We start from the raw sequence: 21,833 nt of genomic DNA on the forward strand, positions 1-21,833 counted from the left end.
TAAACAAATTTTATCAAATTAAAAATAAAAAATTCTTTAAAAGAACAATAAATATGAACTACTTTCATATAATGAATAATATATATTTATCATCAAAATAAACATTAAATATTATTAAATTATTTAATTACTTAAAATAAAATAAATACCAATATTTATACTAAATACAAAAAAATATTTATTATACAAACAATTTTTACTAAAATAGTAATTAATTACTTAAAATATAAAAAAATAACCATTTTTAATAAAACATATGAGAGAAAAACCAATTATCATTGGAATTTCCGGGCCATCAGCATCAGGAAAAAGTTTACTTGCAAATACAATAGTAACAGAACTAGGTTCAGAACAAGTAGTAGTTATATCAGAAGATTCTTATTATAAAGATAATAAACACTTACCATTTTCAGAAAGAGAAAAAATTAATTATGACCATCCAGATGCATTCGATCATGCCTTTCTATATAAACATTTAAAAAACTTAAGAAAAGGTAAATCAATAAATATACCTATTTACTCTCACTCTAAACACATACGACTATCAAAAACCAGACGTATAGGAAATCATACAATAGTAGTATTAGAAGGAATACTATTATTAAGCGATCAAAACTTAAGAAAAATTATGGATATAAGAATATTTATGTCTACACCATTAGATATATGCTTAATAAGAAGATTAAAACGAGACGTTATAGAACGTTGCAGATCGTTTAAATCTGTAATTAATCAATATGAAACTATGGTTAGACCAATGTACCTTCAATTTATTGAACCATCAAGTAAATATGCAGATATCATCGTACCAAAAGGAGGAGAAAATAGAATTGCTATAGACATGATACAAGCAAAAATGCGAGAATTACTTTAATAACAATACAATAATTGTTATTATATTTATTAACAAAATAAAATTAAAAAATTAAATATGAGCTTATTGAAAGGAAAAAAAATATTAATTATGGGTTTGATAAATAAGTATTCTATTGCATATGGAATAGCACAATCCTGTTTTGAATATGGAGCAGAATTAGCTTTTACATTTCAAAATGAAAAAATAAAAAATCGTTTACAAAAAATATCTTCTGATTTTAATTCCTCATTCATTCTACCTTGTGACGTAACACAAGATAAAGAAATATATCTAACTTTTGACAAAATAAAAAAAAAATGGGGAACATTAAACGGATTAATACATTCTATTGCCTTTACTCCAACAAATCAAATAAAAGGAGGAAATTTTATTAAAAATATAAACAAAAAAGATTATTTAATATCCCAAGAAATAAGTACTTATAGTCTTATAGAAATATCTAAAAATGCATTTCCGTTAATGAAAAACTCCAACGGGTCTATAGTAACTCTAAGTTACTATGGTGCTGAAAAAGTAATACCTAATTATAATACAATGGGAATTACAAAATCTAGTTTAGAATCTTCTGTTCGTTATTTGTCATTTAATTTAGGAAAAATGAACATACGTGTTAATGCAATTTCTCCCGGTCCAATAAAAACTATATCTTCATCAAGAATAAAAGATTTCAATAAAATTAAAACAATTTATAAAAATTCTACACCACTACAACGCAATGTATCTATAAAAGAAATAGGGCAAGTTGCAGTATTTTTATGTTCAGATTTATCATCAGGAATTACCGGAGAAATTGTACATGTAGATGCCGGTTATCATGTAATGGGGATAACAAGATATTAAATTTTTTATAAAAAGACTTTAATAACACACAACATAACAATATATTCTTTTTCGTAATTACTATAAAAACATAAATAAAAAATTTTTATTATAAAATCGTATACATTCAAATAAATAAAAAGAATTATTTTTAATAATAAAAATACCGACTATAAAATAAATCTGTAATAAATTCTACTATATCAAAAAACGGAGTGAACGGGACTCGAACCCGCGACCCCCGGCGTGACAGGCCGGTATTCTACCAACTGAACTACCACTCCACAATTTTTTTAATTAATAAATACTTAAAAAAAAATATAAAAATACGAAATAAAATCCTAGGTACTGCAGGAATTGAACCTGCGACCCTCGCCTTGTAAGGACGATGCTCTCCCAAACTGAGCTAAGTACCCAATAATGATCTTATTCATAAAATACTTATTCAATAAAAAACCAAAACATTAATCTTTTTAATTTAATTAAAAATATAACAATCAAAAAAATAAATTCCTATAAAAAATTTTTCAATTTCTTTCCAGCTCTAAACTTTATAATTTTTGAAGCTTTAATATGAATCATTTTACCATTTTGTGGATTTCTACCCATACGTTCAGAACGTAAAACCGTATAAAAAGAACCAAATCCAGGTAATACAACAGTATCTCCATGTTTTAAAGTATTGACAATAGATGATATTAAAGAATCAATAATACAATTTACACTAGTTTTAGTAATACCAGAATTTTTTGAAATTACTTTAACTAATTCACTTTTATTCATCTTATCTCATCTCTTTTTTTTTAATATTAAAAAATCTTGATTTAACCAAATTTATTACATAGAGTCAAGTATTTACTCGTAAAAATCTAATAAAATAAAAAACCTACTATTTTTTTTCAAATTTTTTTAATCAAAGAAAAACGAAATACTTCTTCTATATCTTTCACAGTATGTATATTAATTTTTTTTAAAACATTACTAGGAACATCTTCTAAATCCTTGTAATTTTCTTCTGGAATAAGGACATCTTTAATATTAAAACGACAAGCCGCTAATAACTTTTCTTTCAAACCTCCTATAGGAAGTATCTTTCCCAATAAAGTAATCTCACCAGTCATAGCTATATCATAACGCACAGGAATTTTCGTTACAACAGAAATCAAAGCCACACAAACACCTATTCCAGCACTTGGACCATCTTTTGGTATAGCACCCTCTGGTATATGAATATGAAAATCATTTTCATCATAAAAATCCCTTTCTAACTTCAAAAAGTTAGCATAACTCCTAACTACAGTCATAGCTGCATAAATAGATTCTTGCATAACTTTACCTAGCTGACCTGTACGAATAATTTTTCCTTTACCAGGAACCATTAATGCTTCTATTATCAATACTTCACCACCTACAGATGTCCATGCAAGTCCATTTACGCGACCAACATAATTAAATTTACATTTAATATGTTCATAAGTATATTTTTTAACTCCTAAATATTTTTTTACATTAAAAGATGATACAACAAGTCTATTTTTTTTATTTTTAACCAATAAATTTTTAACTACCTTTCTACAAATACTAGAAATTTCTCTTTCTAAATTCCTAACACCAGCTTCACGTGTATAATAATAAATTATTTCATAAATAGCACTTTCTGTAATATTTAATTCATTTTTTTTTAATCCATTCAAATTTATTTGCTTTGGAACAAGATACTTCTTAGCAATAAACAATTTCTCTTGATCAGTATAACCAGGCAAACGAATAATCTCCATCCTATCTAATAACGGAACTGGAATATCCAAAGAATTTGCAGTAGCAATAAACATTACTTCACTTAAATCATAATCAACTTCCAAATAATGATCATTAAACATATAATTTTGCTCTGCATCTAACACTTCCAACAATGCAGATGATGGATCTCCACGAAAATCCATAGCCATTTTATCTACTTCATCCAACATCATCAAAGGATTTTTTACTTTTGCTTTACATAATTTTTGAATAATCTTTCCAGGCATAGATCCAATATATGTTTTTCTATGGCCCCTAATTTCAGCTTCATCACGTAATCCACCCAATGAAAATCTAATAAAAGTCCTACCAATTGCTCTAGCAATTGATCTTCCTAATGAAGTTTTACCAACACCTGGTGGTCCAACAAAACATAAAATAGGACCTTTTAAATTCTTAACTCTTTTTTGAACAGCTAAATATTCAATTATACGATCTTTTATTTTATCTAGACCATAATGTTCTTCATTTAACAAAAATTCTGCTTTTTGTAAATCAAACTCTATTTTATTTCTTTTTTTCCAAGGAACAGATAACATCCAATCAAGATAATTTCTAATCACTGTAGCTTCTGCTGATATAGAAGACATCATTTTTAATTTATATAATTCCGATAATGACTTATCCATAGCTTCATGATGCATACCAGAATTTTTTATATTATTCTCTAATTTTTTAATTTCATCTCCCTCATCACTAATTTTACTAAGTTCTTTTTGAATTGCTTTTATTTGTTCATTTAAATAATATTCACGTTGAGTTTTTTCCATCTGCTTTTTTACACGTTCCCTAATTTTTTTTTCTGCGCACAACAAATCAATTTCTATCTCTAATTTAGCGATAAGATTTTCTAATCTTTTTCTCACATCAATAATTTCTAAAAAACTTTGTTTATCTGAAACTTTTAAAGTTAAATTAGAAACAATAGTATCAGATAATTTTCCAGGATTTTCTATTGCTGAAACAACATTAATCACCTCTAAAGGAATTTTTTTATTTAAACTTATATATTGTTCAAACTGAGATATTAAAGTACGTTTTAAAATTAAAATATCTTTACTATCATCAATATAAAATTGATTAACTTCTACTAGAATATCTAATTCCACTTCCAAATAACCTTTATCTTTACACGAATAAATAACCCTAGCACGTTTATCTCCTTCAACCAATATCTTAACAGTTCCATCTGGTAATTTTAATAATTGTAAAATATTAGAAATTGTTCCTACAGAATAAATATCCTCTAAATTAGGATCATCATCAGATGATTCCTTCTGAGCCACTAAAAAAATCTGTTTACTATCAATCATAGAAGCTTCTAAAGCTTTAATAGACTTTTCTCTTCCAACAAATAAAGGAACAACCATATTTGGATATACTACTACATCTCTAAGAGGTAAAACAGGAAATAACAACTTTCCATGTATATTATCTTTTATCGTTAATTTAGTTTCAGACATACTGTTTATTTAAAATCCTTAAATAACTTTATTATATAACACAGCAAAATTATAAATTTATAAAAAATTCATATATTATTAAAATATAATATACCCAATTTATAAATAAAATCTAACCCGCCAATCAATTAGTACAATAACCATATAATTAATATATAAAATTTTAACTTTGTTCATTCTTATTATTATAAAGAATAATAGGTTTTATTACATTATTTATTACATTTTCATTAATAATTACTTTATAAACATTGTCAATAGAAGGTAATTCATACATTATATCTAATAAAATATTTTCTAAAATAGATCTTAAACCTCTAGCACCTAATTTTTTTTCTAGAGCCATTTTGGCAATTAAAGATAAAGATCTATCACAAAACTCTAATTCAACATTATCAATTTTAAATAAACTGTAAAACTGTTTTACCAATGCATTTTTAGGTTTAGTTAAAACATTTATTAAATCTTCCTCATCTAATTCATTTAAAACAGTCACAATAGGCAGCCTTCCAACAAACTCAGGAATTAAACCATACTTAATTAAATCTTCTGATTCTAAATTATTAAAAATTTTTTGTGTAAATTGATTACTATTTGTATTTCTTAATGTAGAAATAAAACCAATACCAGAAAATTTTTTTTCACGATCTTTAATAATATTATCTAATCCAGAAAATGCACCACCACAAATAAACAAAATATTAGAAGTATCAACTTGCAAAAATTCTTGATGAGGATGTTTTCTACCACCCTTCGGTGGTATATACGCAATAGTCCCCTCCATTATTTTTAATAATGCTTGCTGTACTCCCTCCCCAGAAACGTCCCTAGTTATAGAAGGATTATCAGATTTTTTAGAAATTTTATCGATTTCATCTATATATACAATCCCTTTTTGTGCTTTACCAATATCATAGTCACATTTTTGCAATAATTTTTGAATAACATTTTCTACATCTTCCCCAACATATCCTGCTTCAGTAAGCGTAGTAGCATCAGAAATAGAAAAAGGCACATCCAAAAATCTAGCTAAAGTTTGAGCTAACAAGGTTTTTCCACACCCTGTTGGTCCTATTAACAAAATATTACTTTTACTTATCTCAACATCATCATCTGTAATATTTTTGAATAAACGTTTATAATGATTATAAACACCGACAGACAAAATTTTTTTTGTATGAAATTGACCAACTACATACTGATTTAAAAAATTCATTATCTCCTTAGGTTTCGGTAACTTTTGACTTTTGTTTATATAAGAAGAACCATTATATTGTTCATCATTAATTATATCATTACACAATGAAACACACTCATTACAAACAAAAACAGAAGGACCGGCAATTAACTTTTTAACTTCTAATTGATTTTTCCCACAAAACGAACAACATAAAATCTTATTTTCCCCATTATTAGATTTATTCACCCAAATAAACTCCTTTTATGATTAAAATTCATCTAACAACTTTCAAAAATTTATAAAAAATTTGAACAAAATCACACTCTTCAAAATTATTATAAAAATTATCAAAAACCATATAATAATTATATATTATTAATCTATAACCTAAAGATCAATAAATACCAAATTTAATAAAATTTAACTAACAAAACATAATCTTTTTTACAAAAAATTAACGATTATAAAGAATCTTATCAATTAAACCATACTTAATAGCTTCTACAGCATTCATAAAATTGTCACGTTCTGTATCTACTTTAATTTTTTCAGATGTATTATTTGTATGTTTTGCTAAAATATCATTTAGACGATTTCTCATTAATAATATTTCTCTAGCATGTATTTCTATATCAGAAGCTTGTCCTTTATATCCACCCAAAGGTTGATGAATCATCATTACCGCGTTTGGCAAACAAAATCTCTTTCCTTTTGCACCAGCACAAAGTAATAAAGCAGCTGCACTAGATGCCTGACCAATACATATTGTACTAACATCTGGTTTTACATATTGCATGGTATCATAAATTGCAAGACCAGAAGTAACCATACCACCAGGAGAATTAATATATAAAAATATATCTTTCATAGAATTTTCCGATTCCAAAAACAATAATTGTGCAATAATTAAATTAGCCATAAAATCTTCTATTTCTCCCATAAGAAAAATAATACGATCTTTTAATAATTTCGAATATATATCAAAAGATCTTTCTCCTTTAAATGTTTTTTCAATTACCATTGGAACAAAATTGGAAAAAAAATGCATTTTTTTACTTAAATAATCTGTCATATGTAAACATATATTGTTTTTTATTTTTCATAATATTAATTATATCCTTATAATTTACAAATTCTGTAATTAAATTTGCATTTTTACTGATTTTTTTAGCTAAAATCTTCTCTAATGCTAAAGATCTTATTTTTTTATTATAATCATATTTCTTATTATATAAAAATTTAATCTCATTTGGATCTTTACATAACTTAGATAATTCATTAATCGTTTTATTAATTATATTTTGATTTAATGTTAAATTATTTTTTTTTATATATTCAGATAATAATAAATATCGATGTACACGTTTTCTTGCCTGATTATAAAATATTGAATCATACATATTATCAAAAATCTTTTTATTTATTATATTCTTATCTTTGAATATATGTAAACTTAATTCATTTTTTAAAAAGTTCATTTCTTGATTAACTAAAGATTCCGGTAATTCAAATTCATTAAGTAATGTAAATGTTTCAAAAATTTCTTCCCTATTTATTAAATCAATATATTGATTCATTTCATTATTCATAATATTTTTAATATATTTTTTAAAATCCTCAATATCTCCATTATTAATATTAAATTTTCTTAAAAAAGTATTATTTAAATTCGGCAATTTACCTTCAAATATCTTATGAACAGTTATCTCAAAAATAAAAAAATTTTCTCTATCTAATGGATTTACCGACAAAATTTTAGAAATAGGTATCTTAAGAATAAAAGTCTCACCAATTTTTTTGTTAATTAATCCATCTTCAAAACCAGGAAACATAGTTCTAGAACCTATAATACATTCACAATTTTTAACACTCCTTTTAAAATGAAAATAATTACTAAAATTCTCTTTAAAACTAACTACAACCTTATCACCATCATGAACAACAGATCTATTTACTTCATACCAATTTTTATTTTGAATTCTTAAATTCTCTAACACATACATTACATCTTCATCAGTTATTTTTGATACAAAATATTTTATATTTCTTCCATTTAAATCTAAATATTGGATATCTGGAAAAACCTCAAAAATAGCTGTATAAACTAAATCTTTCTTAAAATCAAAAGTATCACATTCTATAATAGGAGTATTGACTGGTGATATTTTTTTATCTTTAAACACCTGTTTCAGAGAAGATTCAATCATTTTCCATACAACATCTCTTGTAACTATATTACCATATCTCTTTTGTAAAATATATAAAGGAACTTTCCCAGTTCTAAAACCATTAATTCCAACTTTTTTAGAAAAATTTTTTAAATAAATATCCATATTATCTTTCAATAATTTTAAAGGTATAGATACCGTAAGTTTTCTCTTCAATTTTTCTAAAACGTCAATTGATACCTGCATTAAAATTCTCTTAAAATTATATATTTTAAATGCGAAAGGAGAGACTCGAACTCTCAAGAGAAATATATCTCATTGGAATCTAAATCCAACGTGTATACCAAATTCCACCACTTTCGCGTATACAATATAATATATCTAACCTAAAAATATATTTTTTTACAAAAAATATACTAAAAAATATTCAATTCTAAAATATGGGTGAATGATGGGGATCGAACCCACAACAACCGGGACCACAACCCGATGCTCTACCAATTGAGCTACATTCACCACAAAATTATATTAGTAAAATATTTAATAAACAAAAATCCATTTAAAAAATAAGTTAAAAACCATATTAATTATGATATAAAATCGCGCCTGACAGGATTCGAACCTGTTACCATCGGCTTAGAAGGCCGATACTCTATCCTAAATGAGCTACAGGCGCATAAAATATATAAAAAACAAAACTCTATCGGGGTAGAGGGATTTGAACCCACGACATTCTGCTCCCAAAGCAGACGCGCTACCAAACTGCGCTATACCCCGAAAAAACATTCTAACTTAAAAATAAAAAAAATTATATTACAATAAATACACTACAATAAATTTCTCTCTTTGATTAAATTTTTTAATAATCTATATAATATTTATCTCTAATAAAATTTTAATAATATATTAACAAAAAATATTTTATATATTAATAGTATAAATTATTTATATTTTAAATATAAATCATATATTTAGCTATAGTTCAATATAAAATAACAAATTTTAAAAAAATAAATACATTAAAATTACATTTTTTTTTATAAAACTTTTTTATATAATATTTTTATAAAATTTTAACAATTAATTATATTGACCAATTTTTGAATTGTAAAACAAAGATAAAATATTAATTAAAACAATGTTCTTTCATGTAAAATATGTTTATATCTAAAACTAAATACTATATAAAATATAACCATTCTTTGACAGAACATTAACATAAGAGATATTCTAAAATGAATATTAAAAAAATACAAAAACTTATCAACCTACTAAAAAAAAATAAAATTTATTCAATTGAAATTAAAGAAAATGAGAATCTTATAAAAATTAAAAATAACAACTGCTATCACGATAATAATAATATACCAAATAAACGTACAATAAATAATGTAATGCCACAAACATCTATAAAGAATAAAAAACAAAATCTATCTAATAGTAAAAATAAAAATAAACTATATACAATATATTCTCCTATGGTAGGAACCCTATATACAGCTCCATCCCCAAATAAACCTCCATTTGTAAAAATAGGACAATTAATTAAAAAAGGAGATCCATTATGCATTATAGAAGCAATGAAAATGTTTAATGAAATAGAAACTGATCATAATGGAATTATTAAAAATATACTAATCAAAAATAATGAACCAGTAGAATATAAACAACCACTATTTATAATCGAGTTAACATAAAATGTTTGAAAAAATTCTTATTGCAAATAGAGGAGAAATAGCTTTACGAATTCTTCGAGCATGCAAAGAATTAGGAATAAAAACAGTTGCAATTCATTCTGATATTGATAAAAATTTATTACATGTACGATTAGCTGATGAAACAGTCTGTATAGGCCCGAATAACCTGCAAAAAAGTTACCTAAATATACCAGCAATTATATCAGCAGCTAAAATAACCAACTCTACAGCCATACATCCAGGATATGGATTTTTATCAGAAAATGCAGACTTTGCAGATATTGTTGAAAAAAGTGGTATTCACTTTATAGGGCCAAAAGGAGACACAATAAGATTGATGGGAAATAAACTATCAGCTATCAATACTATGAAACAACTAAAAATTCCATGCATACCAGGAACTAATCTTATTTCAAATCATAATAACAAAATAAACATAGAAACCGCAAGAAAAATTGGATATCCAATTGTTATTAAAGCAATTAATGGAGGAGGGGGGAGAGGTATTCACATAATATATGAAGAAAATAATTTAATAAAAACAATTGAATCAACATACAATCAATTAAAACAAACTCATAATAATACAAATCTTTATATGGAAAAATATATTTCAAATCCACGTCATATTGAATTTCAAATACTAGGTGATGGAAACGGAAACATTATTTATTTAGGAGACAGAGATTGCTCTATTCAACGTTATAATCAAAAAATTCTAGAAGAAGCTCCAGCACTAAATATCCCTGATAAAATCAAACAAAAAATAAAAAAATCAATCATAAAAATTGGTAAAAAAATTAAATATAGAAATGCTGGGACCTTTGAATTTCTTTATAAAAAAGAAAAATTCTATTTTTTAGAAATGAATACACGTATCCAAGTAGAACACCCAATAACAGAAATGATTACAAAAATTGATTTAATCAAAGAACAAATTAAAATTTGTAACAATTCAAATTTAAATTTGCAACAAAAAAGTATTAAAATAAATGGTCATTCTATTGAATGTAGAATTAATGCAGAAAATCCACAAACCTTTATACCATCTTCTGGAAAAATAAACATTCTACATCAACCAGGAGGGCCAGGAATTAGATTTGACTCTCATTTATACAATAAATATATCATTCCTCCATACTATGATTCTATAATTGGAAAAATTATTAGCTATGGAAATACAAGAGAAGAAGCAATAGCAAAAATGCGAAATGCACTTGACGAAATTATTATTGACGGAGTAGAAACAAATATCGAACTACACAAAAAAATACTTAAAGATCCAAATTTTTTAAATGGAAATATAAACATCCACTATTTAAACAAACTTTTAAATATAAAAAAAAACTAAACTAAGATCTATATTTTTATTCTAACTTATATGAATTAATCTTAATTCAATATTAATCATTAATAAACTTTATAAAATTCAAACAATCTTTTAAAACCTAATTAAACAATAAATCGAAAATACTTCGCCATTTTCTTTTCTTCTCGTAATTCATTTAAAGTATTTTTAAAATAAATTTTACTAAATTTATTAAATTTTAAACCATCTACAATACATAATTTTTTTTTATCATAAAAACATGGGAAAGAAAAAATTAAACCATCATCTACATCGTACTCCCCATTAGATCTTAAAGCAATAGAAAAAAAATCATCTTTTCTCAAAAAACTACTATTTGTTAAAAAAGAAACACTATAAATGATTGCATTTGCCGCAGAAGCCGCTGAAGAAAATCCACATAATTTAATAATATCCATTCCACGTTTTTGAACCAATTTAATAAATTTTTTTCTTAGCCATTGTTTATCATTAATGACTTCCATAATTGGCTTACCAGATATTCTAACGTAATGAAAATCAGGATATTGAGTATTAGAATGATTTCCCCAAATAATAACTCTACTTATCTCTGAAACATTAACTCCAGCTTTTTTGGCTAATTGAGCTTTTGCACGTAACTCATCTAAAGACATTAAAGCATAAAATCTATCACTCGGAATATCACAAGCATTATTCATACAAATTAAACAATTAGTATTTGAAGGATTACCAACAACAACAACACGAACACTACTATCTGCATAACTATTTATTATTTTTGCATATTCCATAAATATTACACCATTTACCTTTAATAAATCTATTCTATTCATATTTATACTTCTAGGAACCGCGCCTACTAAAAATGCCCAATGAATACCATTAACAGCCATCCGAATATTAGATGTAATATGAACATACTTCAATAATGGAAAAGCACAATCTTCTAATTCTTTCACTATACTTTCTAAAACAGAAAGAACTCTATCTACATCACATAAATGCAACTCTATTTCTGTAAAAGGACCGAACATTTCTCCAGAAGCTATTCTAAAAATTAAAGCATAACTAACTCTTCCAGCAGCACCTGTAATTAAAACTCGAACCTTATTCTTTGCCTCTAAAAACATAAATATTCTATTCTCCAATAACTTAAATCATTTCAACAATTTTTAGATTCATAAACTTATTAAAAGATACAAATACTATAACATAGAGCTAACACCTATCAAAATCAAAAGACATGACATCAGAAATTTTTGAATATCCCAATTTCAAAGCCAATAATCTATCAATACCAATAGCAACACCACTACATACTGGAAGTCCAAACTCCAATGCTTTTAAAAATCTATAATCAATTTCTAATGAATTCAAACCCATTTTTTTTCTATTCATTAAATTGATATTAAATCTTTCAACATGAGAATTAAAATCAATTAATTCATTAAATCCATTTGCTAATTCAATACCTTTAAAATATATTTCAAATCTTTTAGCAAAACCTTCTTTACTAACCTGAGCTAACAAAGCCTGTGACAAAGGAAAATCATATATAGCTACTGGTTCATCTATCTCTTTAGTAAATTTAGGAACCACAACATGTGTCATTAATAAAAATAAATACTGATCACGATCAACAATATCTTGGTTGCAAAAAACAGATTCTAAATTATTCTCTTGTATAACCCATTTTAAATCCTCTATAGAAGAAGATATCGGATCTATATTGCAATAATCTATAAAAACTTGTTTATAACTCTTCTTAACTAATCTGTTACATGCTAAAAATATCTTTAAAAAAATTTCAACTTCATCTAACAATTGGTAGTGATTTACATTCAAACAATACCATTCAAGTAATGTAAATTCAGGATTATGCCAATTACCAATTTCATTATCTCTAAAGACACGAGCTATTTGAAAAATAGATCCACTACCAAATGCTAATAATCTTTTCATATGGTATTCAGGAGACGTTTGTAAATAAACAAATTTCGAACAAGAATAAGCTCTAATATTTTCTATATATACATCAGTAACTCCAAAGTGACTTAGAATCGGAGTTTCCACTTCTAAATATCCCTTGTCATAAAAAAATTTTCTAATCTTCATTAAGAAATTTGCTCTTTTACGTAAAACTCCTATATTAGATGATGGTTTCCAATCAATATCTTTCATTACATATAAATAAAAATTTACAATATTTTTAATCAAAAATTCCTAACTCTAATCTAGCAATTTTAGACATTCTATTTCTATTCCAAGGAGGATCCCAAACTAATTTAACCTCACAAGAATTCACATCAACTGCACTAATTATCTTATCTTTAACCATAGATGGAAAAAAATGTGCCATAGGACATGATGGAGTTGTTAACGTCATTTCAATACAAATATTCTGTCTTTTATCAATCAAAATATTATATATCAATCCCAAATCATAAATATTAATAGAAATTTCCGGATCTATTATTGTTTTCAATACATCAATTATATCCTTTTTTAAAGACATAAACCATATTACCTGTTTAAATTTACAAACTCATTCTATCTATAAGAATTTTATTTAAAGTATTCCATGCTAATATAGCACATTTTATTCTGGAAGGATGATATTTTATTCCTGACAATATAGCAAGTTTGTCTGGTATTTCCTTATCAATCATTCTATTAGTTAACATATTATAAACAATATTAAATAATTTATGAGCTTGAAAAATACTTTTTTCTAATACAAGATCTGTCATCAACGATGCAGAAGCTTTAGATATAGCACAACCTATACCTAAAAAACTAATTTTTTCTATAATTTTTTGATTACTTTCAAAAAATTTTAAATATATCATTAAAGAATCGCCACAAAAAGGATTATAGCCTTTTACTTTTATATCATAATTTACCATCTCATAATAATTATGAGGATATTTATTATGATCCATTATTATTTCATGATAAAGTTCAGATAAATTTTTCATTAAAAAAAACTCTTCAGTTTATATAAAGATTCTATTAAAAAATCTATTTCTTCTATAGTATTATAAAACGACAAAGAAATACGAGTTGTAGAAGATAAACCTAAAAAACTCATTAATGGCATAGCACAATGATGGCCGCTTCTTACAGCTATTCCATAACTATCTAACATAGTATCAATATCATGAGAATGTATTGTTTTGTGTATAAAAGAAACAATTGGAACTTTATTAAAAGATGTACCAACTATACTAAATTCATTATTCAATGAGTTCATAGCATCAATCAAATATCTTAACAAATGTGCTTCATAATTTGTAACCAAATTTATATCTAAAGAAGTAAAGTAATCAATAGCTGATCCCAATCCAATCACACCAGATATATTCGGTGTACCTGATTCAAACTTATAAGGCAAAGAAGCATATTCTACATCCTGAATTGTAACAGAATTTATCATTCTACCACCATACTGATAAGGATCCATATCATTTAATAAACATTCTTTACCCCATAAAATTCCTACTCCAGTAGGACCATACAATTTATGACCAGAAAATACATAAAAATCACAATCCAAATGTTTAACATCAATTGGAATATGTGGAACTGCTTGAGTTCCATCTATCAATACAAATGCACCATATGAATGAGCCATTTCAATCATTTTACATATAGGATTTATTGTACCCAAAACATTCGAAGCATGTATTAAAGATACAAACATAGTATTTTCATTAAGTTTTTTTTCATAATCTTCCAAAACAATCTCTCCACAATTTGAAACTGAAATTGCCCTTAACTTAGCACCAGTCTTTTTACATACAATCTGCCAAGGAATAATATTAGAATGATGTTCCATATATGAAATTAAAATTTCTTTAGAAGAAGAAATCCTAGACAACAAAAAACTTTCTGCCACTAAATTAATCGCCTCTGTTGCACCTTTAACAAAAATACATTCTTTTACAGAATAAGCATTAATAAACATTTTTACTTTTTTTCTAACATTTTCAAACTGTCTTGTAGCTTCATATCCTAATGTATGTATAGATCTATGTATATTAGAATTGCTAAATGAATAAAAAGAAACCATATTATCAATAACAGATTTTGGCTTATGCGTAGTTGCAGCATTATCCAAATAAATCAAATTATTATTGTTAACTCTCTGATTAATAGCAGGAAAATCTTTTCTAACAATTTTCATATTTACAAAATTCACTTATACCCTCTCTAACAAAACAATTTTTCTTACATTTTATCTATAAATATCTATTAACTTATAAAACCAATCTAAAATATATTTATTCGATATAAATTTAAAATTTTCTTTAATAAAAGCTTGTATTAAATAATTCCTAGCCATTACATCATCTATTCCTCTAGTTAGAAAATAAAACAAAGAATCGTCATCAATTTTTCCTATAGTAGCGCCATGAGAACAAAATATATCATTAGTTAAGATATTTAACTGAGGACTTGTATGTAATTCTACATTATCAGACAACAATAAATTTCTATTATATTGTTTTGCAACATTAAATCTTAAATATTTAGACATAACCACTTTATCATCAAAAACTGCTTTGGAACTATCAAATAAAACACTCCTATAATTTTGTTCGCTCTCACATTGAGAATCATTATGATGCACAATAGTAAAATTATTTATATTCTGCTTTTTTTTAATTATATAAATTCCATTCAATAAACATTTAGATTTTTCCTCATTTAAATATACATTAATACTGTTTCGAACTAAATTACCTCCAAAATTTAAAGAATGATGTTCAAAAACACTCTCCTTTTTTTGCTTAATAAAAAAATGATTAATATGAAAAGATCGTTCGCTATCTTGCTGATATTTATAATAAAAAAACCTTGAACTTTCATTCATATATATTTCTGTAACACTATTTGTAGTATAACAACATTTATTATCTCCATAATAACATTCTAATAAGGACAATTCACTTCCTTCTTCTAATACAATTATATTACGACTACAAACAATTTTATTATCTTTATCTTGAGTATAAAATATTGAAATAGGCTCTTTCAATTGCACAAATGATGGTATATACAATAAAAAACCAGAATTCAATAATCCAATATTTAAAGCATGAAAACTATTATCGCATTTAAATATTTTATTTAAGTATGGTTGAATTTTTTGTGGATATTTTTTAATTGCTTCAAACAAAGGCATAAACAAAACATTATCAGGTAAATAATTATCTATATCACTTTGATTATTCAAAAAATATCCATTTCCAACATTTACTTTTAAATTAAATAATGGAAAATCCGAAATAAACATATTTTGCATGTTACAATCATTTCTAACTAATCCTGAAAACTTATATTTCAAAAAAGATTCAATTAAAGAAAACTTCCAATTATTATTTAAATTAGCAAAAAATTTATATTTCATGAATTTTTTTAATCCATCTTTTTGCAATTGTAATAACCAAGGAATACTAAAATAATTCTCAACAATCTGTCTTTTATAAAAATTAATTATTTCATCTAAAAAAAAATTATTTTTTGAAAAAGCTGTATCCATTTTTCTCTATTTCCAAAGAAAGCAATTTTCCTCCAGTTCTAACAATAGAACCATCTAACAAAATATGAACAAAATCTGGCTCAATATACTCAAGTAACTTTTGATAATGAGTTATTATAATAATAGAACGATCATACGATCGCATAAAATTTATTCCTTTAGAAATTACAGATAATGAATCAATATCTAGTCCAGAATCTATCTCATCTAATATTAACAACTTAGGTTTAAGTAACATCATTTGTAATATTTCATTTTTCTTCTTTTCTCCACCAGAAAAACCCTCATTTATGCTTCGATAAAGAAAATCCTCTTTAATATTAAGAAATTTACATATTTTTTTGACTTTTTCAAGAAAATTAAAAGTATCTAATGGATTTTTCCCATTACTTTTTCTTATAGCATTCAAGGAAGATTTTAAAAAACTAATATTTGTTACTCCAGGAATTTCAATTGAATATTGAAAAGATATAAAAATACCAGATCTAGCACGTTCTGATGGAGTTAAAGGTAATAAATCTCTATCAAAATAAGTAATAACACCACCAATCACATGATAATTCGGATGCCCAGACAATGTTTTTACTAAAGTAGTTTTACCTGAACCATTAGAACCCATAATTACATGAATACTTCCAGGTTTTACATAAAGATTTATATTATTTAAAATTTTCTTTTTATCTAAAGAAACACTAAGTTGCATAATTTTCAACATATTTTTTAACCTATTGCTCCTTCCAAATTAATACCTAACAATTTTGTTGCTTCCACAGCAAATTCCATAGGAAGTTCTTTTAAAACTTTTTTGCAATAACCATTTACTATAATAGATATAGAATCTTCCAAACTAAGCCCTCTTTGTTGACAATAAAACAATTGTTCTTCATTAATTTTAGTAGTCATAGCTTCATGTTCAGTTATAGAACTAGAATTTTTTACCTTAATATAAGGAAAAGTATAAGCAGAGCATTTATTTCCTATCAATAATGAATCACATTGTGTATAGTTACGTGAACTAATAGAATCTTTACCAATACTAACTAATCCACGGTAAGAATTCCTTGAATATCCAGCACAAATGCTTTTAGAAATAATAGTAGATCTAGTACATTTACCTAAATGAATCATTTTCGTACCAGTATCAAATTGTTGATAATTATTGGATAATGCTACTGAATAAAATTCTCCAACAGAATTATCTCCTTTTAAAATAACACTTGGATATTTCCACGTTATTAACGAACCAGTTTCAATCTGAGTCCAAGATATTTTAGAATTATTTCCATAACATATACCTCTTTTAGTTACAAAATTATAAATCCCACCTTTTCCATTTTTATTACCTGGATACCAATTTTGTATTGTAGAATACTTAATTCTAGCACCATCTAATGCAATTAATTCAACAACAGCAGCATGAAGTTGATTATCATCCCTCATAGGAGCAGTACATCCTTCCAAATAAGAAACATAACTATCTTTATCTGCAATAATTAATGTTCTTTCAAATTGACCAATATTAAAAGAATTAATCCTAAAATACGTTGAAAGTTCCATAGGACAACGAACTCCTTTTGGAATATAAACAAATGATCCATCACTAAACACAGCAGAATTAAGTGCAGCATAAAAATTATCCTTATAAGGTACAACAGAACCTAAATATTTCTTAATTAAATCTGGATAATTTTTAACTGCCTCAGAAAAAGAACAAAAAATAACACCAATACGAGATAATTGCTCTTTAAAAGTAGTAATTACCGATACACTATCAAATATGGCGTCTACAGCTACCCCAGAAAGTATTTTTTGTTCACTTAAAGTAATTCCCAATTTTTTATAAACACGCAGCAACTCAGGATCAACCTCTTCTAATTTAGAAAATGATTTTTTTTTAGGGGACGAATAATAAGATATATTTTGATAATCAATTTTTGGAAAATTCACATTGCCCCAATCAGGATGTGATAATGTTTTCCAATAATTAAAAGCATCTAATCTCCATGACAATAAAAAATCAGGCTCTTCTTTTATAGAAGAAATTCTACATATAATTTCTTCATTTAAAGAGGGCTCAAAAGAATCCACATCAATTGCAGTTACAAAACCATGCTTATATTTTTTATTTAGAAAATAACTAATTTCCTCATTATTATCAGACATAAAATTCCTAATCTTTAAAAATATTTTTTATAAATCAACAAATATAAATCACTATCAAAAAAACAAGTTCTTATAAAACTTCATTATAAATTCTTTATTAAGAATCTATTCTAAACTATAAATGATAAAATAACACTTTTTTATAAAAAGATTCTTCATAAAATGATTATCAATATTATTATTCTCTTACAATCTTTTTATAAAAAAAACTACCCCGCTAAAAAAAATAGTAACTTAAACAAGTCTTACTAAAAATAAAATTTTTTACAAGCATTACTAACCTTTCATTTCATTAATGTCTAATATATAACTTTTTATAAAATAAATAAATACAATAAAACTAACTTAATGATAGTTTTTTAATAAAAAATTTTTAAAATTTTATATTGAACTACACCATCAGGTATTTTTACAGAAACTAAATCTCCTAAAGATTTTCCCAACAAAGATTTACCAATTGGAGAGATATAAGAAATCTTATTTAATTTAATATCAGCCTCATCTTCTCCAACAATCTGATAATTCATTGTTATATTAATAGTTATATTATGAAGACAAACAGTAGATCCAAAAATTACTTTTCCATTATCTATTAATTTACTAGTATCAATTACCTGAGAATTCATTAATTTTATCTCAATATCCTTAATTTTCTTTTCATTAAAATTTTGTTGCTCACAAGCAGCATGATATTCTGCATTTTCTTTTAAATCTCCATGAGCACGAGCCTCAATTAAAGATTCAATAATTCTAGGTCTTTCAATAGTTTTTAAATAATGCAATTGATTTTTTAACTCTTCTAATCCTTTTGTTGTCATAGGATACCTTTTCATTATTTACCTCCAAAAATCTTAAATTTTGTAATAACATATAAAAATAACATTGCTATGAACAATATGTCTTCAATACCATTGCAAAAAAATAAATTTATGTCATTTATGAAAAAAAACATTTATCAAAATTTCTAATACAGTATAAAAATATAAATAAAACGTATTTAAATTCAATATCGATCAATATTACTAATAACTTATTAAATATTTTGTAATAAGATATCCTAAAATTAATTTTTTTTAAACAACAGTTTTAAAAAATTCAAAATATATAATTTAAATCAAATATAAAACTTAAATAAAAAAACAAAATATTTTACAAAACAAATACAAAAAACAACATAACTACAAAATATTTTCCTTAAATAATTGTATTATAGATATATAATAGTTATAATTTGATCTAATCATTAGTATTACTATAAAATAAAGAAAAACACCATTTTTCTAACTCAAAAAAATATATATGAAATACGAAATCATTGATGAACCATCATTACAATCTAGTGAATGTTTAATTATAGGATTTCTATCTGATCTGGAATTTCCAGAGTCTATAAAAAAAATAAATAAAAGTAATTCAGATATTTTAACAATATTACAAAATAAAATCAAAGAAACAACAAAATATATATGGCAACATAATATACAAAATACAAGCATAATGTTAATAAATTGTGGAAAAGAAAATGCATTTGATGAAAATCAATTTAATAAATGTTTATTAAATATTAATCTTAACTTATCTAATCACAATTTTTCTTCATCAACTGTATATTTACCAAATATAAAAAATAAGAATAAAAATTGGCAAATACAACAAACTATTTTAAAGATAGAAAACTACTTTTACGAAGCAATAAATTTTAAAAGAAAAAATAAAATCAATTCTAAAAAATCATTAAAAACAATAAAATTATGTTTCCAAAACGTAAAAAATGATAATATAGTGAATATTAGCACATCTATAGCAAATGGAATAAAATTTTCACGCATTTTATCAGATTTACCATCAAACAAATGCACTCCGTATTATATAGGATATCAATCCAAAAACTTAGAAAAAACATATCAAAAAATAACAACAAAAATAATAAAAGAAAAAGAAATAGAAAAAATAGGAATGAAATTACTTTCTCATGTATCAAAAGGAAGTATAGAAAAACCTTGTTTTATTGAAATAAAATACACTGGATCCAAAAAAATTAATATTAAACCAATAATACTAGTTGGAAAAGGAATAACATTTGATTCAGGCGGAATATCATTAAAACCATCAAATTCTATGGATGAAATGAAATACGATATGACAGGAGCATCATGTGTTTTAGGAGTAATAAAAGCCTGCGCAAATATTAATTTGCCTATAAATATAGTAGGATTAATCGCAAGCGCAGAAAACATGCCAAGTGGATCTGCAATGAAACCAGGAGATATCATTGAAAGCTTATCTGGAAAAACAATTGAAATTATCAATACTGATGCAGAAGGTAGATTAATATTAGCCGATACTTTAACATACGCAGAGCGTTTTAATCCGGAAATAGTTATTGACATAGCAACCTTAACAGGAGCAATAACAATTGCACTTGGTGATGTATATTCTGGGCTAATGACAAACGACGAAATACTTGCAAAACAGATAATACATGCTTCTAAAGAAATAAATGATAAAATTTGGAGATTACCAATAGATGACGAACAATATAAAAAATTATTAAACAGTTCTCTCGCAGATATGGTAAACTGTCCAACAAACGATCGAAATGCTGGAGCGATAACGGCTGCATGTTTTTTATCTAAATTTACCAAAAACTATCGTTGGGCTCATATAGATATTGCTGGAACTGCATGGAAAACCAAAAATAACAAAAATATATCTACAGGAAGACCTGTAGCTTTACTAGTACAATTTTTATATAACATTGTATTGCAACAAAATAACCATTAAAAATAAA

Annotated in this window: 18 protein-coding genes, 6 tRNA genes and 1 pseudogene; 5 read left to right on the top strand and 20 right to left on the bottom strand. The window is 25.1% G+C overall.

Annotation, left to right across the window (positions count from 1 at the left end; translation table 11 throughout):
• Positions 1 to 256: 256 nt before the first annotated feature.
• On the top strand, positions 257 to 874 hold the full coding sequence (gene udk / locus RQL38_RS01245) for a uridine kinase (protein WP_338521956.1): 618 nt from the start codon (positions 257 to 259) through the stop codon (positions 872 to 874).
• A gap of 57 nt (positions 875 to 931) precedes the next feature.
• On the top strand, positions 932 to 1,717 hold the full coding sequence (locus RQL38_RS01250) for an enoyl-ACP reductase (RefSeq protein ID WP_338521958.1): 786 nt from the start codon (positions 932 to 934) through the stop codon (positions 1,715 to 1,717).
• Positions 1,718 to 1,907: 190 nt separating this feature from the next.
• On the opposite strand, the gene RQL38_RS01255 is transcribed toward RQL38_RS01250, so the two are convergent.
• From RQL38_RS01255 to RQL38_RS01305, 11 genes and pseudogenes are all read right to left on the bottom strand, one after another.
• Positions 1,908 to 1,980: transfer RNA gene (locus tag RQL38_RS01255), tRNA-Asp, on the bottom strand.
• Between the two features lie 58 nt (positions 1,981 to 2,038).
• Positions 2,039 to 2,112: transfer RNA gene (locus tag RQL38_RS01260), tRNA-Val, on the bottom strand.
• 97 nt (positions 2,113 to 2,209) lie between these two features.
• Positions 2,210 to 2,479 carry an HU family DNA-binding protein gene (locus RQL38_RS01265; protein ID WP_338521959.1) on the bottom strand — a complete coding sequence of 90 codons (270 nt, stop codon included), beginning with the start codon at positions 2,477 to 2,479 and terminating at the stop codon, positions 2,210 to 2,212.
• A gap of 131 nt (positions 2,480 to 2,610) precedes the next feature.
• Positions 2,611 to 4,959, bottom strand: a pseudogene (gene lon / locus RQL38_RS01270) (endopeptidase La); the annotation flags it as partial.
• Between the two features lie 163 nt (positions 4,960 to 5,122).
• Positions 5,123 to 6,385 carry an ATP-dependent Clp protease ATP-binding subunit ClpX gene (gene clpX / locus RQL38_RS01275; protein ID WP_338521961.1) on the bottom strand — a complete coding sequence of 421 codons (1,263 nt, stop codon included), beginning with the start codon at positions 6,383 to 6,385 and terminating at the stop codon, positions 5,123 to 5,125.
• A 208-nt stretch (positions 6,386 to 6,593) separates the two neighbouring features.
• The gene (gene clpP / locus RQL38_RS01280; protein WP_338521962.1) at positions 6,594 to 7,211 is read right to left on the bottom strand and encodes an ATP-dependent Clp endopeptidase proteolytic subunit ClpP; all 618 of its coding nucleotides are present in this window, start codon (positions 7,209 to 7,211) and stop codon (positions 6,594 to 6,596) included.
• Positions 7,192 to 8,553: a trigger factor gene (tig, locus tag RQL38_RS01285; protein WP_338521963.1), complete on the bottom strand. Its 1,362-nt coding sequence runs from the start codon at positions 8,551 to 8,553 to the stop codon at positions 7,192 to 7,194. The genes clpP and tig overlap by 20 nt, the downstream gene beginning before the upstream one ends.
• A 30-nt stretch (positions 8,554 to 8,583) precedes the next feature.
• A tRNA-Leu gene (locus RQL38_RS01290) sits at positions 8,584 to 8,670 on the bottom strand.
• 80 nt (positions 8,671 to 8,750) lie between these two features.
• Positions 8,751 to 8,823, bottom strand: a tRNA-His gene (locus RQL38_RS01295).
• Positions 8,824 to 8,908: 85 nt separating this feature from the next.
• Positions 8,909 to 8,983: transfer RNA gene (locus tag RQL38_RS01300), tRNA-Arg, on the bottom strand.
• A 27-nt stretch (positions 8,984 to 9,010) separates the two neighbouring features.
• Positions 9,011 to 9,084: transfer RNA gene (locus RQL38_RS01305), tRNA-Pro, on the bottom strand.
• 458 nt (positions 9,085 to 9,542) lie between these two features.
• Between RQL38_RS01305 and accB the strand changes: the two genes are divergently transcribed.
• Together accB and accC are read left to right on the top strand one after the other, a co-directional pair.
• Complete coding sequence (gene accB / locus RQL38_RS01310; protein ID WP_338521964.1) at positions 9,543 to 10,004, top strand: acetyl-CoA carboxylase biotin carboxyl carrier protein; 462 nt, start codon at positions 9,543 to 9,545, stop codon at positions 10,002 to 10,004.
• Between the two features lies 1 nt (position 10,005).
• Positions 10,006 to 11,355 (top strand): acetyl-CoA carboxylase biotin carboxylase subunit, encoded by a 1,350-nt coding sequence (gene accC, locus RQL38_RS01315; protein WP_338521965.1) that lies wholly within the window; start codon positions 10,006 to 10,008, stop codon positions 11,353 to 11,355.
• A gap of 101 nt (positions 11,356 to 11,456) precedes the next feature.
• Here the strand turns inward: accC and RQL38_RS01320 are convergent, their stop codons facing one another.
• The 9 genes from RQL38_RS01320 to greA all read right to left on the bottom strand — a co-directional run bounded on the left by RQL38_RS01320 (position 11,457) and on the right by greA (position 19,875).
• Positions 11,457 to 12,464: a malate dehydrogenase gene (locus RQL38_RS01320; protein WP_338521966.1), complete on the bottom strand. Its 1,008-nt coding sequence runs from the start codon at positions 12,462 to 12,464 to the stop codon at positions 11,457 to 11,459.
• A gap of 88 nt (positions 12,465 to 12,552) precedes the next feature.
• Positions 12,553 to 13,515 (bottom strand): elongation factor P--(R)-beta-lysine ligase, encoded by a 963-nt coding sequence (epmA, locus tag RQL38_RS01325; protein ID WP_338521994.1) that lies wholly within the window; start codon positions 13,513 to 13,515, stop codon positions 12,553 to 12,555.
• A gap of 28 nt (positions 13,516 to 13,543) precedes the next feature.
• Positions 13,544 to 13,849, bottom strand: a complete 306-nt coding sequence (locus RQL38_RS01330) for an iron-sulfur cluster assembly protein (protein ID WP_338521967.1) — start codon at positions 13,847 to 13,849, stop codon at positions 13,544 to 13,546.
• 22 nt (positions 13,850 to 13,871) lie between these two features.
• Entirely contained in the window at positions 13,872 to 14,312 is a 441-nt protein-coding gene (gene sufU, locus RQL38_RS01335) for a Fe-S cluster assembly sulfur transfer protein SufU (protein ID WP_338521968.1), read from the bottom strand.
• A complete protein-coding gene (locus tag RQL38_RS01340) occupies positions 14,312 to 15,520 on the bottom strand; it encodes a SufS family cysteine desulfurase (protein WP_338521969.1) in 1,209 nt (402 codons plus the stop codon). Before RQL38_RS01340 ends, sufU begins: the two co-directional genes overlap by 1 nt.
• A 51-nt stretch (positions 15,521 to 15,571) precedes the next feature.
• A complete protein-coding gene (gene sufD / locus RQL38_RS01345) occupies positions 15,572 to 16,879 on the bottom strand; it encodes a Fe-S cluster assembly protein SufD (protein ID WP_338521970.1) in 1,308 nt (435 codons plus the stop codon).
• On the bottom strand, positions 16,854 to 17,594 hold the full coding sequence (gene sufC, locus RQL38_RS01350; RefSeq protein ID WP_338521972.1) for a Fe-S cluster assembly ATPase SufC: 741 nt from the start codon (positions 17,592 to 17,594) through the stop codon (positions 16,854 to 16,856). The genes sufD and sufC overlap by 26 nt, the downstream gene beginning before the upstream one ends.
• A 5-nt stretch (positions 17,595 to 17,599) precedes the next feature.
• Positions 17,600 to 19,042 carry a Fe-S cluster assembly protein SufB gene (gene sufB, locus RQL38_RS01355; protein WP_338521973.1) on the bottom strand — a complete coding sequence of 481 codons (1,443 nt, stop codon included), beginning with the start codon at positions 19,040 to 19,042 and terminating at the stop codon, positions 17,600 to 17,602.
• Between the two features lie 359 nt (positions 19,043 to 19,401).
• Positions 19,402 to 19,875 (bottom strand): transcription elongation factor GreA, encoded by a 474-nt coding sequence (gene greA, locus RQL38_RS01360; RefSeq protein ID WP_338521246.1) that lies wholly within the window; start codon positions 19,873 to 19,875, stop codon positions 19,402 to 19,404.
• Positions 19,876 to 20,341: 466 nt separating this feature from the next.
• On the opposite strand from greA, the gene RQL38_RS01365 reads away from it, so the two are divergent.
• On the top strand, positions 20,342 to 21,826 hold the full coding sequence (locus RQL38_RS01365) for a leucyl aminopeptidase (RefSeq protein WP_338521247.1): 1,485 nt from the start codon (positions 20,342 to 20,344) through the stop codon (positions 21,824 to 21,826).
• Positions 21,827 to 21,833 lie beyond the last annotated feature (7 nt).

The organism is Candidatus Legionella polyplacis (assembly GCF_037013735.1).
In the GTDB taxonomy this organism is placed as follows: domain Bacteria; phylum Pseudomonadota; class Gammaproteobacteria; order Legionellales; family Legionellaceae; genus Legionella_E; species Legionella_E polyplacis_A.